The following is a 13647-nucleotide window of genomic DNA, read 5'->3' on the forward strand; positions in this document are numbered from 1 at the left end:
ACAACCAATGAAACAAACAGAATTCTTAAATGTGGTTTTACCATTTCAGGATAAACTGTACAGGCTCGCAAAACGCCTGTTGGTTTCCAGGGAAGAAGCGGAGGATGCCACTCAAGAAATTTTGTTGAAGTTATGGTCGAAGAACGAGTCGATGGAGAAGTACAAAAACGTAGAAGCTTTTGCCATGACCATGACCAAAAACTTTTGCTTGGACCGTTTAAAGTCCAAACAAGCAGGAAACCTAAAATTGGTTCACAGCAACTACAGCGACGAAAACACCTCCTTGCAAAAACAGTTGGAGGCCGAGGACAGTGTAAGTTGGATGGAACGTATAATGGAAGACCTGCCAGAACAACAAAAAATGATATTGCAGCTACGGGATGTAGAGCAATACGAGTTCGATGAGATATGCGAGCTATTGGACATGAAACCCACTGCAGTGCGCGTAGCACTGTCGAGGGCCAGAAAAACAGTAAGGGAAGAATTAATAAAAAAACACAACTATGGAATTGGGTAACATAGAAAAGATATTGGAAAAGTATTTCGAGGCCACTGCAACAGTGGGCGAAGAAAGAACATTAAGGGAGTATTTTTCTCAAGACGAGGTAGCCCCTCACTTGGAGCAGTACAAACCTATGTTCAACTACTTTTCCATGGCCAAGGAAGAAAAGTACACCAAACAGGTACCATTAAAACCTAGAGTAAACTATTACAAGTGGCTATCCATTGCAGCGGCAGTAGTTTTGACCTTTGGCATTTATTTTGGAAATCAGTACCAAGAAGAACAGCGCTTGGAACAAGAAAAGGCGGAGTACGCCTACGAAGAAACCAAAAAGGCCTTTGAGCTCTTGGCGGAAAATTTTAACAAAGGCACAGAAAAAGTGGCCTATCTAAAAGAGTTTGAGGAAGCAAAACAAAAAATTTACAACAACAATTAAAAAACGTAACAACATGAAAAAGTATATTTTAATCACAGTAATGGCTTTATTGCCTTTGGCAGGGTTTTCACAATCACTTTTTGATAAGTTTGAGGACCTCGATGATGTAACATCCGTAGTGGTGAACAAAAGTATGTTCAATCTGCTCGCAAAAATCGATGTAGAAGTGGACGACCCAGAAGCACGGGATTTTATGGATATCGCCAGCAGCCTAAAAAGCTTAAAGGTGTTTACCACCGAGAACAAAAAAATAGGGGAAGACATGAAATCCTCTGTGGACAGCTACTTAAAATCTTCCAAAATGGAAGAACTTATGAGAGTAAAGGACAAAGATGCCAATGCTAAATTCTACATTAAAGAGGGTAGGGATTCCGACCACGTGAGCGAGCTGCTTATGTTCGTGACCGGAATAAACAACGTTGAGGCCAATGGACATAAATTTGAGACAGTGATCTTATCCCTTACCGGAGATATTGACCTGAACAAAATAAGTTCATTGACCAAAAAAATGAACTTGCCCGAAGAGCTCAACGAAGCAGGTAAAAAGAATTGATCACAACATCGGTTGACAATAATCGGGTGGAAATTGTAACACAGTTTATAAAATTCCAACTAATTATTGTCAACTGATCTTTAGCTGACAAAATCAATCAATAAAACAAAAAAGATGAAACAAATTATTAAAACCGTATTGGTAGCCGGAGCAGTGCTTCTGGCTTCCTGTGCTTCGCAACCAAGTCTGCAGGAGTATTATGTGGACAATTCGGAAAACCCCAATTTTTTATCCATAGATGTACCTGCCAGTATCCTTAAAATGGACGCGGTAGATTTGAATCCGACACAAAAGGAAGCCATTGAATCCTTGAGAAAATTCAACTTATTGGCCTTTAAGAAGAACGCCGATAATGAAGCAGAGTACGAAATTGAAAAGAAAAAGGTTCGAGAGATCCTAAAAGGTGATGACTTTGTGGAACTGATGAAAATCAATTCAAAGTATGGCAAGGGCGTCATTAAATACCTAGGTGATGAAGATGCCATTGATGAGGTGATCATTTATGGAGATAGTGAGGATAAAGGTTTTGCATTAGTACGAGTGCTTGGCAAGAATATGAACCCTGCACACATTATCCAATTAATGCAGGCCATCCAAAAATCCGATTATAAAGGAGAAGGGCTAGGCGAAATAGGTGACTTTCTAAAGGGCTAGGATTTATCAAAATATAAACTATTGGAGGGCGACATTGGTCGCCCTTTTTGTTTTTGGAATGTTTCGAACGAATAAATGAGTGACCTAGTTTAGTATCTTAGTGTCTCATAATAAGAAAACTAACAAAACCAAAACATCATGGAGAAAGCACAAGAATGGTTCGATTATGGAGTTGAACTGGCAAAGGATTTTGGCCCAAAACTGGTAACCGCAATCCTCATTTATCTTGTAGGAATGTGGGTGGTAAACAAGATCATCAAAGGAACGCGAAAGGTGATGTCCAAAAGTAAGTACGATCAGTCACTTCAAAAATTCCTGCTCAATCTATTTGCTTGGGCCTTAAAAATCTTTCTGATCATAATCGTGATCTCCCGCTTGGGAGTCGATGTCACCACCTTTGCTGCAGTAATCGCTGCTGCCGGGCTTGCTGTGGGCTTGGCGCTGCAAGGCTCGCTCTCCAATTTTGCCGGTGGAGTCCTCATCATGATTTTTAAACCTTATAAAATCGATGATCTTATCGAGGCCCAAGGTGTTTTGGGCAAAGTAAAAGGCATCGAAATCTTTACCACAAAACTGGTGACCCCTCAAAACAGACTGGCCATTGTGCCCAACGGTGCCATGGCGAACGGAAATATCATCAACTATACGGCGGAAGGAAAAATGCGTGTTGATACCGTAATTGGTGTTGGTTATGGGGAAGACATCAAAAAAACCAAAGAAGTTTTATTAAAGGTGCTGACCTCCAACAAAAAAGTGCTAAAAGATCCGGCACCTTCCGTAAATGTTTTGGAACTGGCGGACAGTTCCGTGAACTTTGCCGTTCGTCCCTATTGCAAACCAGAGGATTATTGGGATGTTTATTTTGCTACCTATGAAAACAGTAAACTTGCGTTGGATGAGGCGGGAATTGAAATTCCATATCCACACCAAGTGGAAATCCATAAACAGGGATGAATTTTGCTCCCTTGAACTCATCAAAAGTTAACTATTCCTGCCTTAGTAGGAATAACAAGTACTACACCCCAGTGTAATTCGCTGGGGTAATTTGTTTCAGTTCTGTTTTGATGGCATCCGAAACCTCCAAAGTTTCAATAAAATCGGCAATGGATTTTTGGTTGATTTTCTCGTTGGTACGTGTCAAACCTTTTAATGCTTCGTATGGGTTGGGATAGCCCTCTCTTCGTAAAATGGTCTGAATGGCCTCGGCGACCACGGCCCAATTGTCCTCCAGATCCTGTTCGAACTTGGCTTGGTTCAGCACCAGTTTGTTCAGTCCCTTCAAAGTGGATTTAAACCCGACAATGGTATGTGCAAAAGGAACCCCCACATTTCGCAAAACGGTACTGTCCGTAAGATCACGTTGTAATCTGGAAATCGGGAGTTTGGCGGATAAATGTTCAAAAATGGCATTGGCAAGTCCCAAATTTCCTTCGGAGTTTTCAAAATCTATAGGATTCACCTTGTGCGGCATGGCTGATGAGCCAACTTCTCCTTTTTTGATTTTCTGCTTAAAGTAATCCATGGAAATGTAGGTCCAAAAGTCCCGATCCAAATCAATCAAAATGGTATTGATGCGTTTAAGGCAATCGAACAAAGCGGCCATATGGTCGTAATGCTCAATTTGGGTGGTTGGGAAAGAGTGGTGCAAGCCCAATTTTTCCTGTACAAACTGCTTTCCAAAGGCTCTCCAGTCATTGTTTGGATAGGCCACCTTGTGTGCGTTGTAATTTCCCGTAGCGCCACCGAATTTAGAGGCGCTGGGTATGTCGTTCAATAAATTGAACTGCTCTTTAAAACGCTCCACAAACACGTCGATTTCCTTGCCCAATCGGGTAGGGGAAGCGGGCTGACCGTGTGTCCTGGCCAACATGGGGATGGTTTCCCATTCCTTGGCAAGTTCCTTCAATTTTTCAAAAACCTCCAAATAGGAAGGAACGTACACATCGTTCATAGCCTCCTTGATTGACAAAGGAATGGCCGTGTTGTTTATGTCTTGGGAAGTCAGCCCAAAGTGAATGAACTCCTTATATTTCTGAAGGTCTAAAGCATCAAACTTTTGTTTTATGAAGTATTCCACGGCTTTTACATCGTGATTGGTAGTTTTTTCAATATCCTTGATGGCCTTTGCATCTGCCGTAGAAAACTCTTGGTAGATTGCCTGTAGATTCGGAAAGAGAGCCCTGTTGAAATCCGCTAATTGTGGCAATGGGATTTCACAGAGCGCGATAAAGTATTCAATCTCTACTTGAACGCGGTATTTGATCAGTGCTTCCTCCGAAAAGTAGTCTTTTAAGGCTTTGGTTTTGTTTCTATATCTGCCGTCGATCGGCGAAATGGCGTTTAGTGGTGTCAATGACATGGTCAAGAAAATTTTGAAAGGAACAAAGATACTTAAACGTGCCAGTTTAGACCTCCAATTGGGCCAACTTATCCAGAGTTTTTTTCGCCCTGTTTTTGTATCCTGTGGTCCCTGCGGTATAATTGACTTCCAAAACCTGTTTGAGTTCGGGATGGACCCAATCAAATTTTAGCCCCAGATAGTAAAGACTGGTCATGGCAAAAACCTTGGGCGCCACATTCATGGGGCCGATGAGCCAATCAAAACAAGCGGTAACAATATTCTCCAAATGTTTATCCTTTACATTTTCAACAAAAAGCGACTGCTTTTTCTTAAAATAGGCCTCACATAACATTTCGCACACATGGGCAATGGGGCGGACACAGGATTCGGACTTTAATTCGGCCAATCCATTTGTAAACTCATCAATAAAGGGGATTAGAAAAATGAGTTGCTTACGCATCAAATGATCAAAGGTCCAGCTTGCGTTGAAGGTTCCTTCTCTATCTTCCATCAAAACAAGCCTAAAAAGTCCAGGTGCCAATTGGGGGTGTTCTTCCAATTGAAGCACCAAGCCATCTATCTGGGATTTTGATATCCTGCCGGAATCAAGTGCGGTATAAAGCTGTTCTTCTGTCACAAAAAATCAATACATTTATGTAAATCCAAGGAAAAAATGAAAATAGTAAAAAAAATAGCAATTGTCCTCTTGATCGTACTGATCGGGATGCAATTTTACCGTCCCGAAAAAAATAAGGCTAAAGGTGATTATGTAGCTGTTTTTGAGACAGAGACCCAACCCTCTGCTGAGGTAAAACAAATTTTAAAGACAGCCTGTTATGACTGCCATAGCGCCAACACGGAATATCCTTGGTACAATAATATTGCTCCTGTTTCTTATTGGTTGGCCGATCATGTTGAAGATGGAAAGCGTCATTTAAATTTTTCCGATTGGGCAAATTATGACTCCAAAAAGAAAGATCACAAGCTGGAAGAAGTGATCGAGGAGGTGAAAGAAGGCAAAATGCCCTTGAACGAATATACTTGGACCCATGCCGACGCTAATTTGTCCGAAGACCAGATAAGTGCATTGTTGGCCTGGGCAAACAAGGCCAGAGCTAATTATTGAAAAGCTCGTTTACCAATAGGGGAACTCCTTCGGCCGCGGTTTTGGGGATTACGGTCAGGTTATAAAAATCCGCTGACCGAATGTTGGGCTTGGGATCCACAAAGTACATCGGGATCTGTGCCGGAGCGTAATGAATCAAGCTCGCCGCAGGATACACCTGCATGGAGGTGCCCACTATAATCAAAATGTCCGCTTGTTGGGTAATCTCGGTAGCGGTTTCCAACATAGGGACCATTTCGCCAAACCATACGATATGTGGGCGCAATTGATGGCCCTTATCGTCCAAATCGCCAAAAATCAAATCTTTTTTCCAATCCAATATATGGTTTTTATCCATCGTGCTCCGCACTTTGAACAATTCTCCGTGCAAATGGACCACATGCGAGCTACCGGCCTGTTCGTGAAGATTATCCACATTTTGGGTAATGATGCTCACATCGAACGCCTGTTCCAGCTTAGCCAGGGCCAAATGGCCTTTGTTGGGCGAAACATCCAATAATTGCCTTCTTCGCTGATTGTAAAATTCCAGCACTAGTTCAGGATTTCGGGCAAAGCCTTCCGGAGTAGCTACTTGCATCAAATCATGGCCTTCCCAAAGACCGTTTTCATCACGAAAGGTCTTAAGCCCGCTTTCGGCGCTCATTCCTGCTCCTGTGAGTACTACAATTTTTTGTTTGGGCATAATTAAATTATGGTCTGTTCCAGTTTTGAAGACGGTCCAAATACAGATAACTCTCAACAAAATCACGATGCTCACTACTTGTCATGGTTTCCAGTAGATTCAACGCGGATATATAACTTGCCAAGTTCCCATTGGAGGAGTAAAACTTACCATCTTTCACAAAAGTTACCAAACTATCGTCCTGAACTTTTAAGTTGGGATAATCCTTTTGTAACTGTTCACCGCCACCTATCCAAGTTACAATTTTCTTGCCGTCCGCAATTCCAGACTTACCAATCAGCTGTGCGCCGGCACAATTACTTACCGTGTATTGGGTTTCTTCATTTTTTCTTTTGATGAATTCCACGATTTTTTCATTGTGTACCTGCGCATACATATCGTAAGCACTGGGAACAAACAATGCGGTCAATTTGGGGCAATTGTCAAAAGTGTAATCGGGAACAAAATGCATACCTTCTTCAGTGGTTATCGGGTTTTCTGTCTCTGCTATTGTGATCACGTTAAAAAGTTGTTCTCCATCCGCCGAAGGTTTTGCAAATACGTCAGAGGTTGCCACAACTTCGCTTTGAAGTACTCCGTTATACATTAAAAGTCCGATTGTGGGCAAGTTTTCCTTGAATGGCTTTAAGTGTTTGGTCAATGTATCCGATTGGATTCCGGAGGACTGATTTTCGGATAGGTCACCTTTAACTGAGTTTTCGGACTTATTGGTATTACAGCTAGAAAGTAAAACAACGAGCAATAGAACCAGAGGAGTTTTCATATCTCTATTTTGATTGGGTTAAATTTATCTTTCACAAAGTTACCTATCAAAACCTGAACAAAAATTAAACTGGTTTAAGAAGATTTTTTAAAAGGGTCATTTTTCTAAAAGTATATTCAAGATTATGCTTTTGAACATGGAAACTCCAGTTGAAAGTAGTTCATCGGGAAATTCATAATCAGCATTGTGCAAAGCTGGTGTAGAAGCTCCTGAACCTACCCCGAACATTGCAGTTTTGTAGGATTTGGAAAACCAACCAAAATCTTCCCCAAATTTGAACGGCGTTTTTCTTTGGACTATGGACAAATTATTTGCCTCTGCTGCTTGTCGGACAAATGTATTACTTTCACTATCAACAGAACTGGCCGGAAAATGTTCCAACCATTCCAGTTCATACCGTAGTTTGTGCTCATGGCTTATCTTCTCCACCAGCTTGATGAGTTTTGATTTCAATCCATCCATTTTGGCTGTGCTCCATGTCCGAAGTGTATAGTGCAGCTCTCCGTTCGCAGGAGAGACTCCATAGGATTTTTGCCCCATGCTGATGTGTATCGGGGTTAAAAGGGCAAAACTGGAATCGGATGGCTCTGGAACGTTGAGTTCCGATATTTTTTGGATGATTTTAGAAATGCCCAAGGCAGGGTTTATTCCATTTTCAGGTTTCGAGGCGTGGGATTCCTTTCCTTTTACTTTGATGATGACACTCTGAACTTCCGCAGAAAACCCATTGTCCATTAAAATGATGCTGTGCATTGGCTCCTTGGGAATATTGTGAAGCGCAAAAACGTAGTCGGGATGTATTTTTTTGAATTTTTCATCCTCTATGAGCCGTTTGGCACCCTCTCCCGTTTCTTCCGCGGGCTGAAACAGCAGTACGACCGTGCCGCAAGCCAAAGGTTTATGATCTAACCATGGTGCTAGGGCGGAAACAATGGCCATATGCCCGTCGTGACCGCATTTATGGGATATGCCTTTTTTTGTCGATTTGTGGTTGAAGGAATTGATTTCCAGTATCGGCAGGGCATCAAGTTCGCAACGAATGGCCACGGTGGGGCCTTTTTTCGGAAATTTGTAGATGGCGGCCAAGCCAGCTCCACCAATTCCTTCGATGATTTCCGTGGGATGGTATGGTGCCAAAAAGTTTTTGATCAATCCGGCTGTGCCGTATTCCTGATTGGATATATCGGGATTTGCATGTAGTAGGCGCCGTAGATCAAGTATATCCTTTTCAATCATTTGTTGGGTGTTCGCGGGTTGTCTTGAATTATTCTCCTCCAACTCCTTCAAAAGTCATGATCACCGGTTTTATGGCCCCATCTGGATTGAATTCCATTTTTTCCATACAGGTTACGCGATGGTCACGGTCTTTATTGGGAATGGGCCTGCGGTGATAAACTATGATCCAATCATCCGTGCCCGGTTTATTGATTACCGAATGATGCCCTGCACCCGTGGCGATATCTCCTTCCTTTGATTCCAGGATGGTGCCAATACGATTATAGGGACCTGTTGGCTTATCAGACATGGCGTAGGCCACTTTGTAACTTCCATCGGTCCAGTTTCCTTCGGACCACATAAAATAATAGATGCCGTTGCGCAAAAACATAAATGGGCCCTCAACATAACCTTCCGGGGTAACTTCTTTGAACAAACTGCCATCTTCCCATGGCTCAAAGCCCGTAAAATCTTCGTTGAGTTTCCCTAAGTTGCAATGGCTCCATCCACCGTAGAAAAAATAATGAGTGCCGTCCGCATCTTTAAAAACAAATTGGTCAATAGGTTGTGCATTGTTATAGAAGTCGGAAATCAATGGTTCGCCCAAATGATCTTCAAAGGGTCCACCTGGATTGTCTGCTACAGCTACACCAATGCCTCCATAATGATTGATGTCGTTATTGGGGTCGTAGGAACTTCTTCCGGGCCGTTGAATGTCGTTGGCACCAAAGAATAAGTAATACTTATTGTCCTTTTCAATAATGGATGGCGCCCAAAGTGCCTGTCTCAACCATTTGATTTTGGTCGTGTCCAAAATACGCTCGTGCTTTTCCCAATTCACCAAATCCTTGGATGAAAATGCATCAAAATGAAGTTGCTTATCATAATCATCCGAAAAGGTAGGGTAGACCCAATAGGTGTCCCCAAATACGATTCCTTCGGGGTCGGCATACCATCCTTCAAAAATTGGGTTGTTTTGTTTTTTGTTGACTTCTTGTGCGCTCATGGATGTTGCCAATAGAATATAACTGAGAAGGTAAAGATATTTGGTGCTCATTGATAGTTGAATTCGTTTTAGGGTATAAGGCATTAATTTGTAACTAAGATAACATTTCCAATTTTTCCTATCTTGGTTTTATGTTTGATAATGACTTGTTGACATATTTGGAAACCTACCTGACCGAAGAGCGAAAGCGGCGTTTTTTGGAAGTACTTCAGCAACGAACGAGGCATATCACGGTAGCGGTCGAAGATGTATATCAATTGCACAATACCAGTGCGATTCTACGTAGTTGCGATGCTTTTGGAGTCCAAGACATTCATGTAGTAGAAAGTCGTTTTGGTAAACGTTTGGACAAGAATATTGCCATGGGTGCGGAGCAATGGGTGGACGTGTACCGCTATAAAAATGTAGCTGATTGCATTTCCAAATTGAGGGAAGATGGTTATCAAATAATCGCTACTACACCTCACAACGATTCCACGCTGTTGCCCGACTTTTCTCCTTTGGAGAAGTCCGCCATCTTTTTTGGTACGGAGAGAAAGGGGCTGTCCAAGGAGGTAATGGAGCAAGCAGATGGTTTTCTTAAAATTCCGATGGTGGGTTTTTCCGAGAGTCTGAATGTATCCGTCTCCGCAGCTATCATCATACAGCAATTGGCCCAAAAAGTGCGCAACTCTCAAGTTGAATGGCAATTATCTGATATAGAGATGCTTGAGAAACGGTTGGATTGGACCAAAAAATCCATTAAAAACGTGGATGGTATCATAAAAAGATATCTGGTGGAGTAAATTATTTTTGTACTTTTAGTTGTTAATCAATCAATTACACAGTTATGCTAATACTTTATATTGTCTTGGCAATAGCCGCGCTTCTTCTTTTGCTGGCCGCCATTGCACCAAAAAATTATAATGTTTCCCGTTCCATCGAAATTAAACGGCCCAAAAATGAGGTTTTTAACTATCTCAAATCTTTGAAGAATCAGGATGAGTGGTCCCCGTGGGCCAAACGTGACCCCAATATGCATCAGGAATTTACAGGTACAGATGGTCAAGTGGGTGCTCTCAGTTATTGGAAAGGAAATAAACAAGTGGGCGAAGGGGAGCAGGAGATTACCAAAATCGTTGAAGGTAAACGTATTGAAAGTGAACTTAGGTTTTTAAAACCTTTTAAATCCACTTCGGATGCTTATATAGAAACTGTAGAGGTTGGGAGTGATAGAACCAAAGTTATTTGGGGATTCTCGGGAAAGAATGTATTCCCCATGAGTATAATGATGCTGTTCATGAGCATGGACAAAGCTGTTGGAAAGGATTTTGAAGAAGGTCTGGCAAGTTTGAAGGAAATTTTAGAAAATAATTAAGCGATGGATTATAATATGGTTGGCTGGTTCGAGATACCCGTAGCGGATATGGACCGTGCAAAAAAGTTTTATGAAGCTGTTTTTCAGATTGAAATAAGTTTAGAGGATTTTGGGGGAACCCAAATGGGGTGGTTTCCAGCGGATCATGGAAAGCCTGGGGCTGCAGGTTCTTTAATTCAAAATAAGGATTGGTACAAGCCCAGTGAAACTGATGGGGTGCTGGTTTACTTCAATAGTTTGGACGTTCAAAATGAACTGGACCGTATTGAGTCTAATGGAGGGAAGATTATTCAGTCCAAGACACAAATAAGGCCCGATATAGGGTACATGGCGGTTTTTCTGGATTCTGAGGGAAATCGGATTGCTTTGCATTCCAGACAATAAGGTCTATTCCACAAGTTCCAAAAGGGCGATATCGAAATCATTGTCCAAAATCACTTTTCCGTTGGCCACAACGACCTGGGTTTCGGAATAGGTGTCGTACAAGGTGGTGCCATCACCAAAGAAACCTTTGACCCATAGCGACTTCTTGCCTTTTGGCAAATCCAACCCGACAACCACCTTATCACGGTAATCTCCATTTTCGTATGTCCTGGAAAATACATAGGGTGATTTGGCCAAACGTTTGTGCTTGCCTGCACCGATGGCAGGATGATTGGCCCTAAACTGTCCGAGTTTTTGCCAATGCTTGTGTATTTTTTTTGTTTCGGGCAAGCTGTCCAAATCTTCCCAGTTCATAAACGACCTGAGTGTTGCGTCGCCTTCAGCTCCTTCAATGGTAAGGCTTCTAGCGGTTTCGTCACCGTAATACACTTGCGAAGCCCCGGGGGTCAACAGCAATACATTTGCGGAACGATATGGTTTGGAGCGATTTTTATCATAAGGGGAGCCATCGTCATGTGAGGTCAAATAATTGAGTACACTTTTATCCTGTAATTTGGTATGCAGCAATTTGCTATATTTCGTGAAAATGCTCTCATAATCATTGTCCGCATCATGCTTTAGCTCAAAGTTGATAAGACTTTTGAATCCATAATCAAAGAAATCCACTTTCTTGTCACCAAAATCAAAATCCCTTCCACTGGATATGCCATAATTGTAGACTTCCCCGACCATGTAAAAAGGATTGTCATCCAATACGCTGTTTTCATGTTTCTTTTTCCACATTTCAAAAGTGTAGTCCGCTTCTTTATGGAGGTCGGTCCAAGCATTTTCGTTGACATGTTTTACAGTATCCACCCTAAAACCGTCAACACCAAATTCGTTGATGTAATCCGTTAGCCATTTAATAATGTAGTAGCGGGGTGCCCTTGGGTAGCCCGTGCGTTCAAAAAACAACTGGAGTTCGTCGAGTTCCTTGCTCAAACGGCCCTCAACTTTCCATTTTGCCAAAAGTGCATCGGGCAGTTCTACGGGTTCATTGGATTCGGTAAGAATATCGGGTAAGTTTGCCACTAGCGTACATTCCGTAGTATTTTCATAGGTTGTGAACTCACAAGTTGGTCCAGTTCTTACCCAATCATCTGGCCAAACGGGGTCTTTGTCCGTAACGGGCCCAGTATGGTTGAGAACTACGTCCAAAATTACTCGGATTCCTTTACTATGTGCTGTTTTTACAAGTTTGGAAAGGTCGCTTTTAGTTCCAAAATTAGGGTCTATAGCGGTCCAATCTTTGGTCCAATACCCATGATAACCATAGGTTTTTCCCGTTCCCTCGTCGGTTCCGCCATGAATTTGCTCTACTATCGGGGTGAACCATATAGCATTGATACCCAAATCGGTAAAATACCCCTCTTCTATCTTTTTTGTGATTCCTTGAATATCGCCTCCTTCAAAACCTCTTAGTACGGCAGTCTCTTCAGTTCGGTCAAAGTTGATATCGTTGTTGGGATTTCCATTGTTGAAGCGATCGGTCAACAAGAAGTAAATATTGGCACCTTCCCAAACAAACGGAACCTCCTTTTTAGGGGTTTCCGACACAACTACCTGCGTCACTTCCTGTTCTTTTTTAACTTTTTTGCAGCCAATAAATAAGGGTATCGAAAACAAAACAACAAGGAGTTTTTTCATGAATTGGGAATTTGTTTAAAGCTATAAAATGCCTTGGTAAATATAAAATTTATTTATATCCGTTTTAAACAATCCCGAAAACTATTCTTATCGTACTATTTATTGGGTGCGGTTGAGTACTTTATATTCTTCGTAACAACTGGAAATTGCATCCAATATCTGAAGGTCGTTAGCTGTTTTAATGAAGGATTTTGAGTAGTTACAGTTGTTGAGGATGTCCTCTATGTCCACTTTTTCCAATTGAAGGAGCTCGGTCAAGGTTTCCCTATCAAATTTTGAAGCCAAAAGGTCCCTGATATTATCATCTTCCTTGATTTGACGAAGCTTACGCATCTGCCTTGGCTTTTTACCGAAAAGATTCCGTAGCAAATCGGCAGGGTTCAAAATGGCCCCGAGTACTTTGGTGACTGCACTTGGGCTTTTATTACCGGCTTCGTAACTTGTGTTCAATCCGGAGATGCTATATTGATATGCATTGTTCACCGGAAGGTTCTTTACATCAATTTCGAGGTATCCTGTAAGCTGATATGGTGTTACCACAACCTCTTCCAAGGCATAGGCAAGTTCGGTCAATGCAATTTCGGTATCTCCAAATCGGAACATATCGTTGGTGACCCTCACTTTTTGGGTCTTAAAACCAAGATAGGAAAAGTACAGTGTATCGTTCACCGCAGCAGGAATGGTAAACTTACCATCTTGATTGGTAATGGTCCCCTTAACCTGATTAAGATTGACTACGTGAACACTCTCCAAGGGATATTCCGTTTGGGCATTAATCACCGTAGCCGTAAAATCCTTTACTTCTTGGGATTCTCCACTATCGGTTTGTGAAAAACCGAGCAAAGGAAATAGGGACAATAGTATAAGTAGTACTCTTCTCATGCAATCTTTGTAGGTATAAAAATACTAAACAAAGAAAAATAAACAGGAGGGACTTATCAT

At 41.9% G+C, this 13647-nt stretch carries 17 protein-coding genes; 9 read left to right on the forward strand and 8 right to left on the reverse strand.

Annotation, left to right across the window (positions count from 1 at the left end):
• The first annotated feature begins 7 nt into the window (after window positions 1-7).
• The 5 genes from K1F36_RS05645 to K1F36_RS05665 all read left to right on the forward strand — a co-directional run bounded on the left by K1F36_RS05645 (window position 8) and on the right by K1F36_RS05665 (window position 3099).
• Window positions 8-517, forward strand: a complete 510-nt coding sequence (locus K1F36_RS05645; RefSeq protein ID WP_207033049.1) for an RNA polymerase sigma factor — start codon at window positions 8-10, stop codon at window positions 515-517.
• Window positions 504-938, forward strand: a complete 435-nt coding sequence (locus K1F36_RS05650; protein ID WP_220112931.1) for a hypothetical protein — start codon at window positions 504-506, stop codon at window positions 936-938. The genes K1F36_RS05645 and K1F36_RS05650 overlap by 14 nt, the downstream gene beginning before the upstream one ends.
• A 13-nt stretch (window positions 939-951) precedes the next feature.
• On the forward strand, window positions 952-1491 hold the full coding sequence (locus K1F36_RS05655; RefSeq protein WP_220112932.1) for a DUF4252 domain-containing protein: 540 nt from the start codon (window positions 952-954) through the stop codon (window positions 1489-1491).
• Between the two features lie 114 nt (window positions 1492-1605).
• Window positions 1606-2145: a DUF4252 domain-containing protein gene (locus K1F36_RS05660; protein ID WP_220112933.1), complete on the forward strand. Its 540-nt coding sequence runs from the start codon at window positions 1606-1608 to the stop codon at window positions 2143-2145.
• Window positions 2146-2283: 138 nt separating this feature from the next.
• Entirely contained in the window at window positions 2284-3099 is an 816-nt protein-coding gene (locus K1F36_RS05665; RefSeq protein ID WP_220112934.1) for a mechanosensitive ion channel family protein, read from the forward strand.
• A 61-nt stretch (window positions 3100-3160) separates the two neighbouring features.
• Here K1F36_RS05665 and purB read toward each other — a convergent pair whose 3' ends face one another.
• Both purB and K1F36_RS05675 read right to left on the reverse strand, forming a co-directional pair.
• Window positions 3161-4504: an adenylosuccinate lyase gene (gene purB, locus K1F36_RS05670; protein ID WP_220112935.1), complete on the reverse strand. Its 1344-nt coding sequence runs from the start codon at window positions 4502-4504 to the stop codon at window positions 3161-3163.
• Between the two features lie 46 nt (window positions 4505-4550).
• Window positions 4551-5123, reverse strand: coding sequence for an adenylosuccinate lyase (locus K1F36_RS05675; RefSeq protein ID WP_220112936.1), 573 nt, complete (start codon window positions 5121-5123; stop codon window positions 4551-4553).
• Between the two features lie 36 nt (window positions 5124-5159).
• Between K1F36_RS05675 and K1F36_RS05680 the strand changes: the two genes are divergently transcribed.
• Window positions 5160-5612, forward strand: a complete 453-nt coding sequence (locus tag K1F36_RS05680; protein WP_220112937.1) for a heme-binding domain-containing protein — start codon at window positions 5160-5162, stop codon at window positions 5610-5612.
• On the opposite strand, the gene K1F36_RS05685 is transcribed toward K1F36_RS05680, so the two are convergent.
• The 4 genes from K1F36_RS05685 to K1F36_RS05700 form a co-directional block, all read right to left on the reverse strand.
• The gene (locus K1F36_RS05685) at window positions 5602-6294 is read right to left on the reverse strand and encodes an SIR2 family NAD-dependent protein deacylase (protein WP_220112938.1); all 693 of its coding nucleotides are present in this window, start codon (window positions 6292-6294) and stop codon (window positions 5602-5604) included. The two genes, K1F36_RS05680 and K1F36_RS05685, sit on opposite strands and share 11 nt — an antisense overlap.
• A 7-nt stretch (window positions 6295-6301) precedes the next feature.
• Window positions 6302-7057, reverse strand: coding sequence for a DJ-1/PfpI family protein (locus K1F36_RS05690; RefSeq protein WP_220112939.1), 756 nt, complete (start codon window positions 7055-7057; stop codon window positions 6302-6304).
• 96 nt (window positions 7058-7153) lie between these two features.
• The gene (locus tag K1F36_RS05695) at window positions 7154-8293 is read right to left on the reverse strand and encodes an amidohydrolase (protein ID WP_220112940.1); all 1140 of its coding nucleotides are present in this window, start codon (window positions 8291-8293) and stop codon (window positions 7154-7156) included.
• 28 nt (window positions 8294-8321) lie between these two features.
• Window positions 8322-9329, reverse strand: coding sequence for a glycoside hydrolase family 43 protein (locus tag K1F36_RS05700; protein ID WP_258538949.1), 1008 nt, complete (start codon window positions 9327-9329; stop codon window positions 8322-8324).
• 80 nt (window positions 9330-9409) lie between these two features.
• Between K1F36_RS05700 and K1F36_RS05705 the strand changes: the two genes are divergently transcribed.
• The 3 genes from K1F36_RS05705 to K1F36_RS05715 are packed head-to-tail and all read left to right on the forward strand — an operon-like array spanning window position 9410 to window position 11019.
• Window positions 9410-10063, forward strand: coding sequence for a TrmH family RNA methyltransferase (locus K1F36_RS05705; protein WP_220112941.1), 654 nt, complete (start codon window positions 9410-9412; stop codon window positions 10061-10063).
• Window positions 10064-10107: 44 nt separating this feature from the next.
• Window positions 10108-10635, forward strand: a complete 528-nt coding sequence (locus K1F36_RS05710) for an SRPBCC family protein (RefSeq protein WP_220112942.1) — start codon at window positions 10108-10110, stop codon at window positions 10633-10635.
• A 3-nt stretch (window positions 10636-10638) separates the two neighbouring features.
• Window positions 10639-11019 (forward strand): VOC family protein, encoded by a 381-nt coding sequence (locus K1F36_RS05715; RefSeq protein WP_258538950.1) that lies wholly within the window; start codon window positions 10639-10641, stop codon window positions 11017-11019.
• Window positions 11020-11022: 3 nt separating this feature from the next.
• Here the strand turns inward: K1F36_RS05715 and K1F36_RS05720 are convergent, their stop codons facing one another.
• The gene (locus K1F36_RS05720; protein ID WP_220112943.1) at window positions 11023-12705 is read right to left on the reverse strand and encodes an alpha-amylase family glycosyl hydrolase; all 1683 of its coding nucleotides are present in this window, start codon (window positions 12703-12705) and stop codon (window positions 11023-11025) included.
• Window positions 12706-12804: 99 nt separating this feature from the next.
• Window positions 12805-13587 (reverse strand): carboxypeptidase-like regulatory domain-containing protein, encoded by a 783-nt coding sequence (locus tag K1F36_RS05725; protein ID WP_207033068.1) that lies wholly within the window; start codon window positions 13585-13587, stop codon window positions 12805-12807.
• Window positions 13588-13647: the final 60 nt, after the last annotated feature.

The sequence above is a fragment of the Flagellimonas abyssi genome (assembly GCF_019457905.1).
Classification (GTDB): Bacteria; Bacteroidota; Bacteroidia; order Flavobacteriales; family Flavobacteriaceae; genus Flagellimonas; species Flagellimonas abyssi.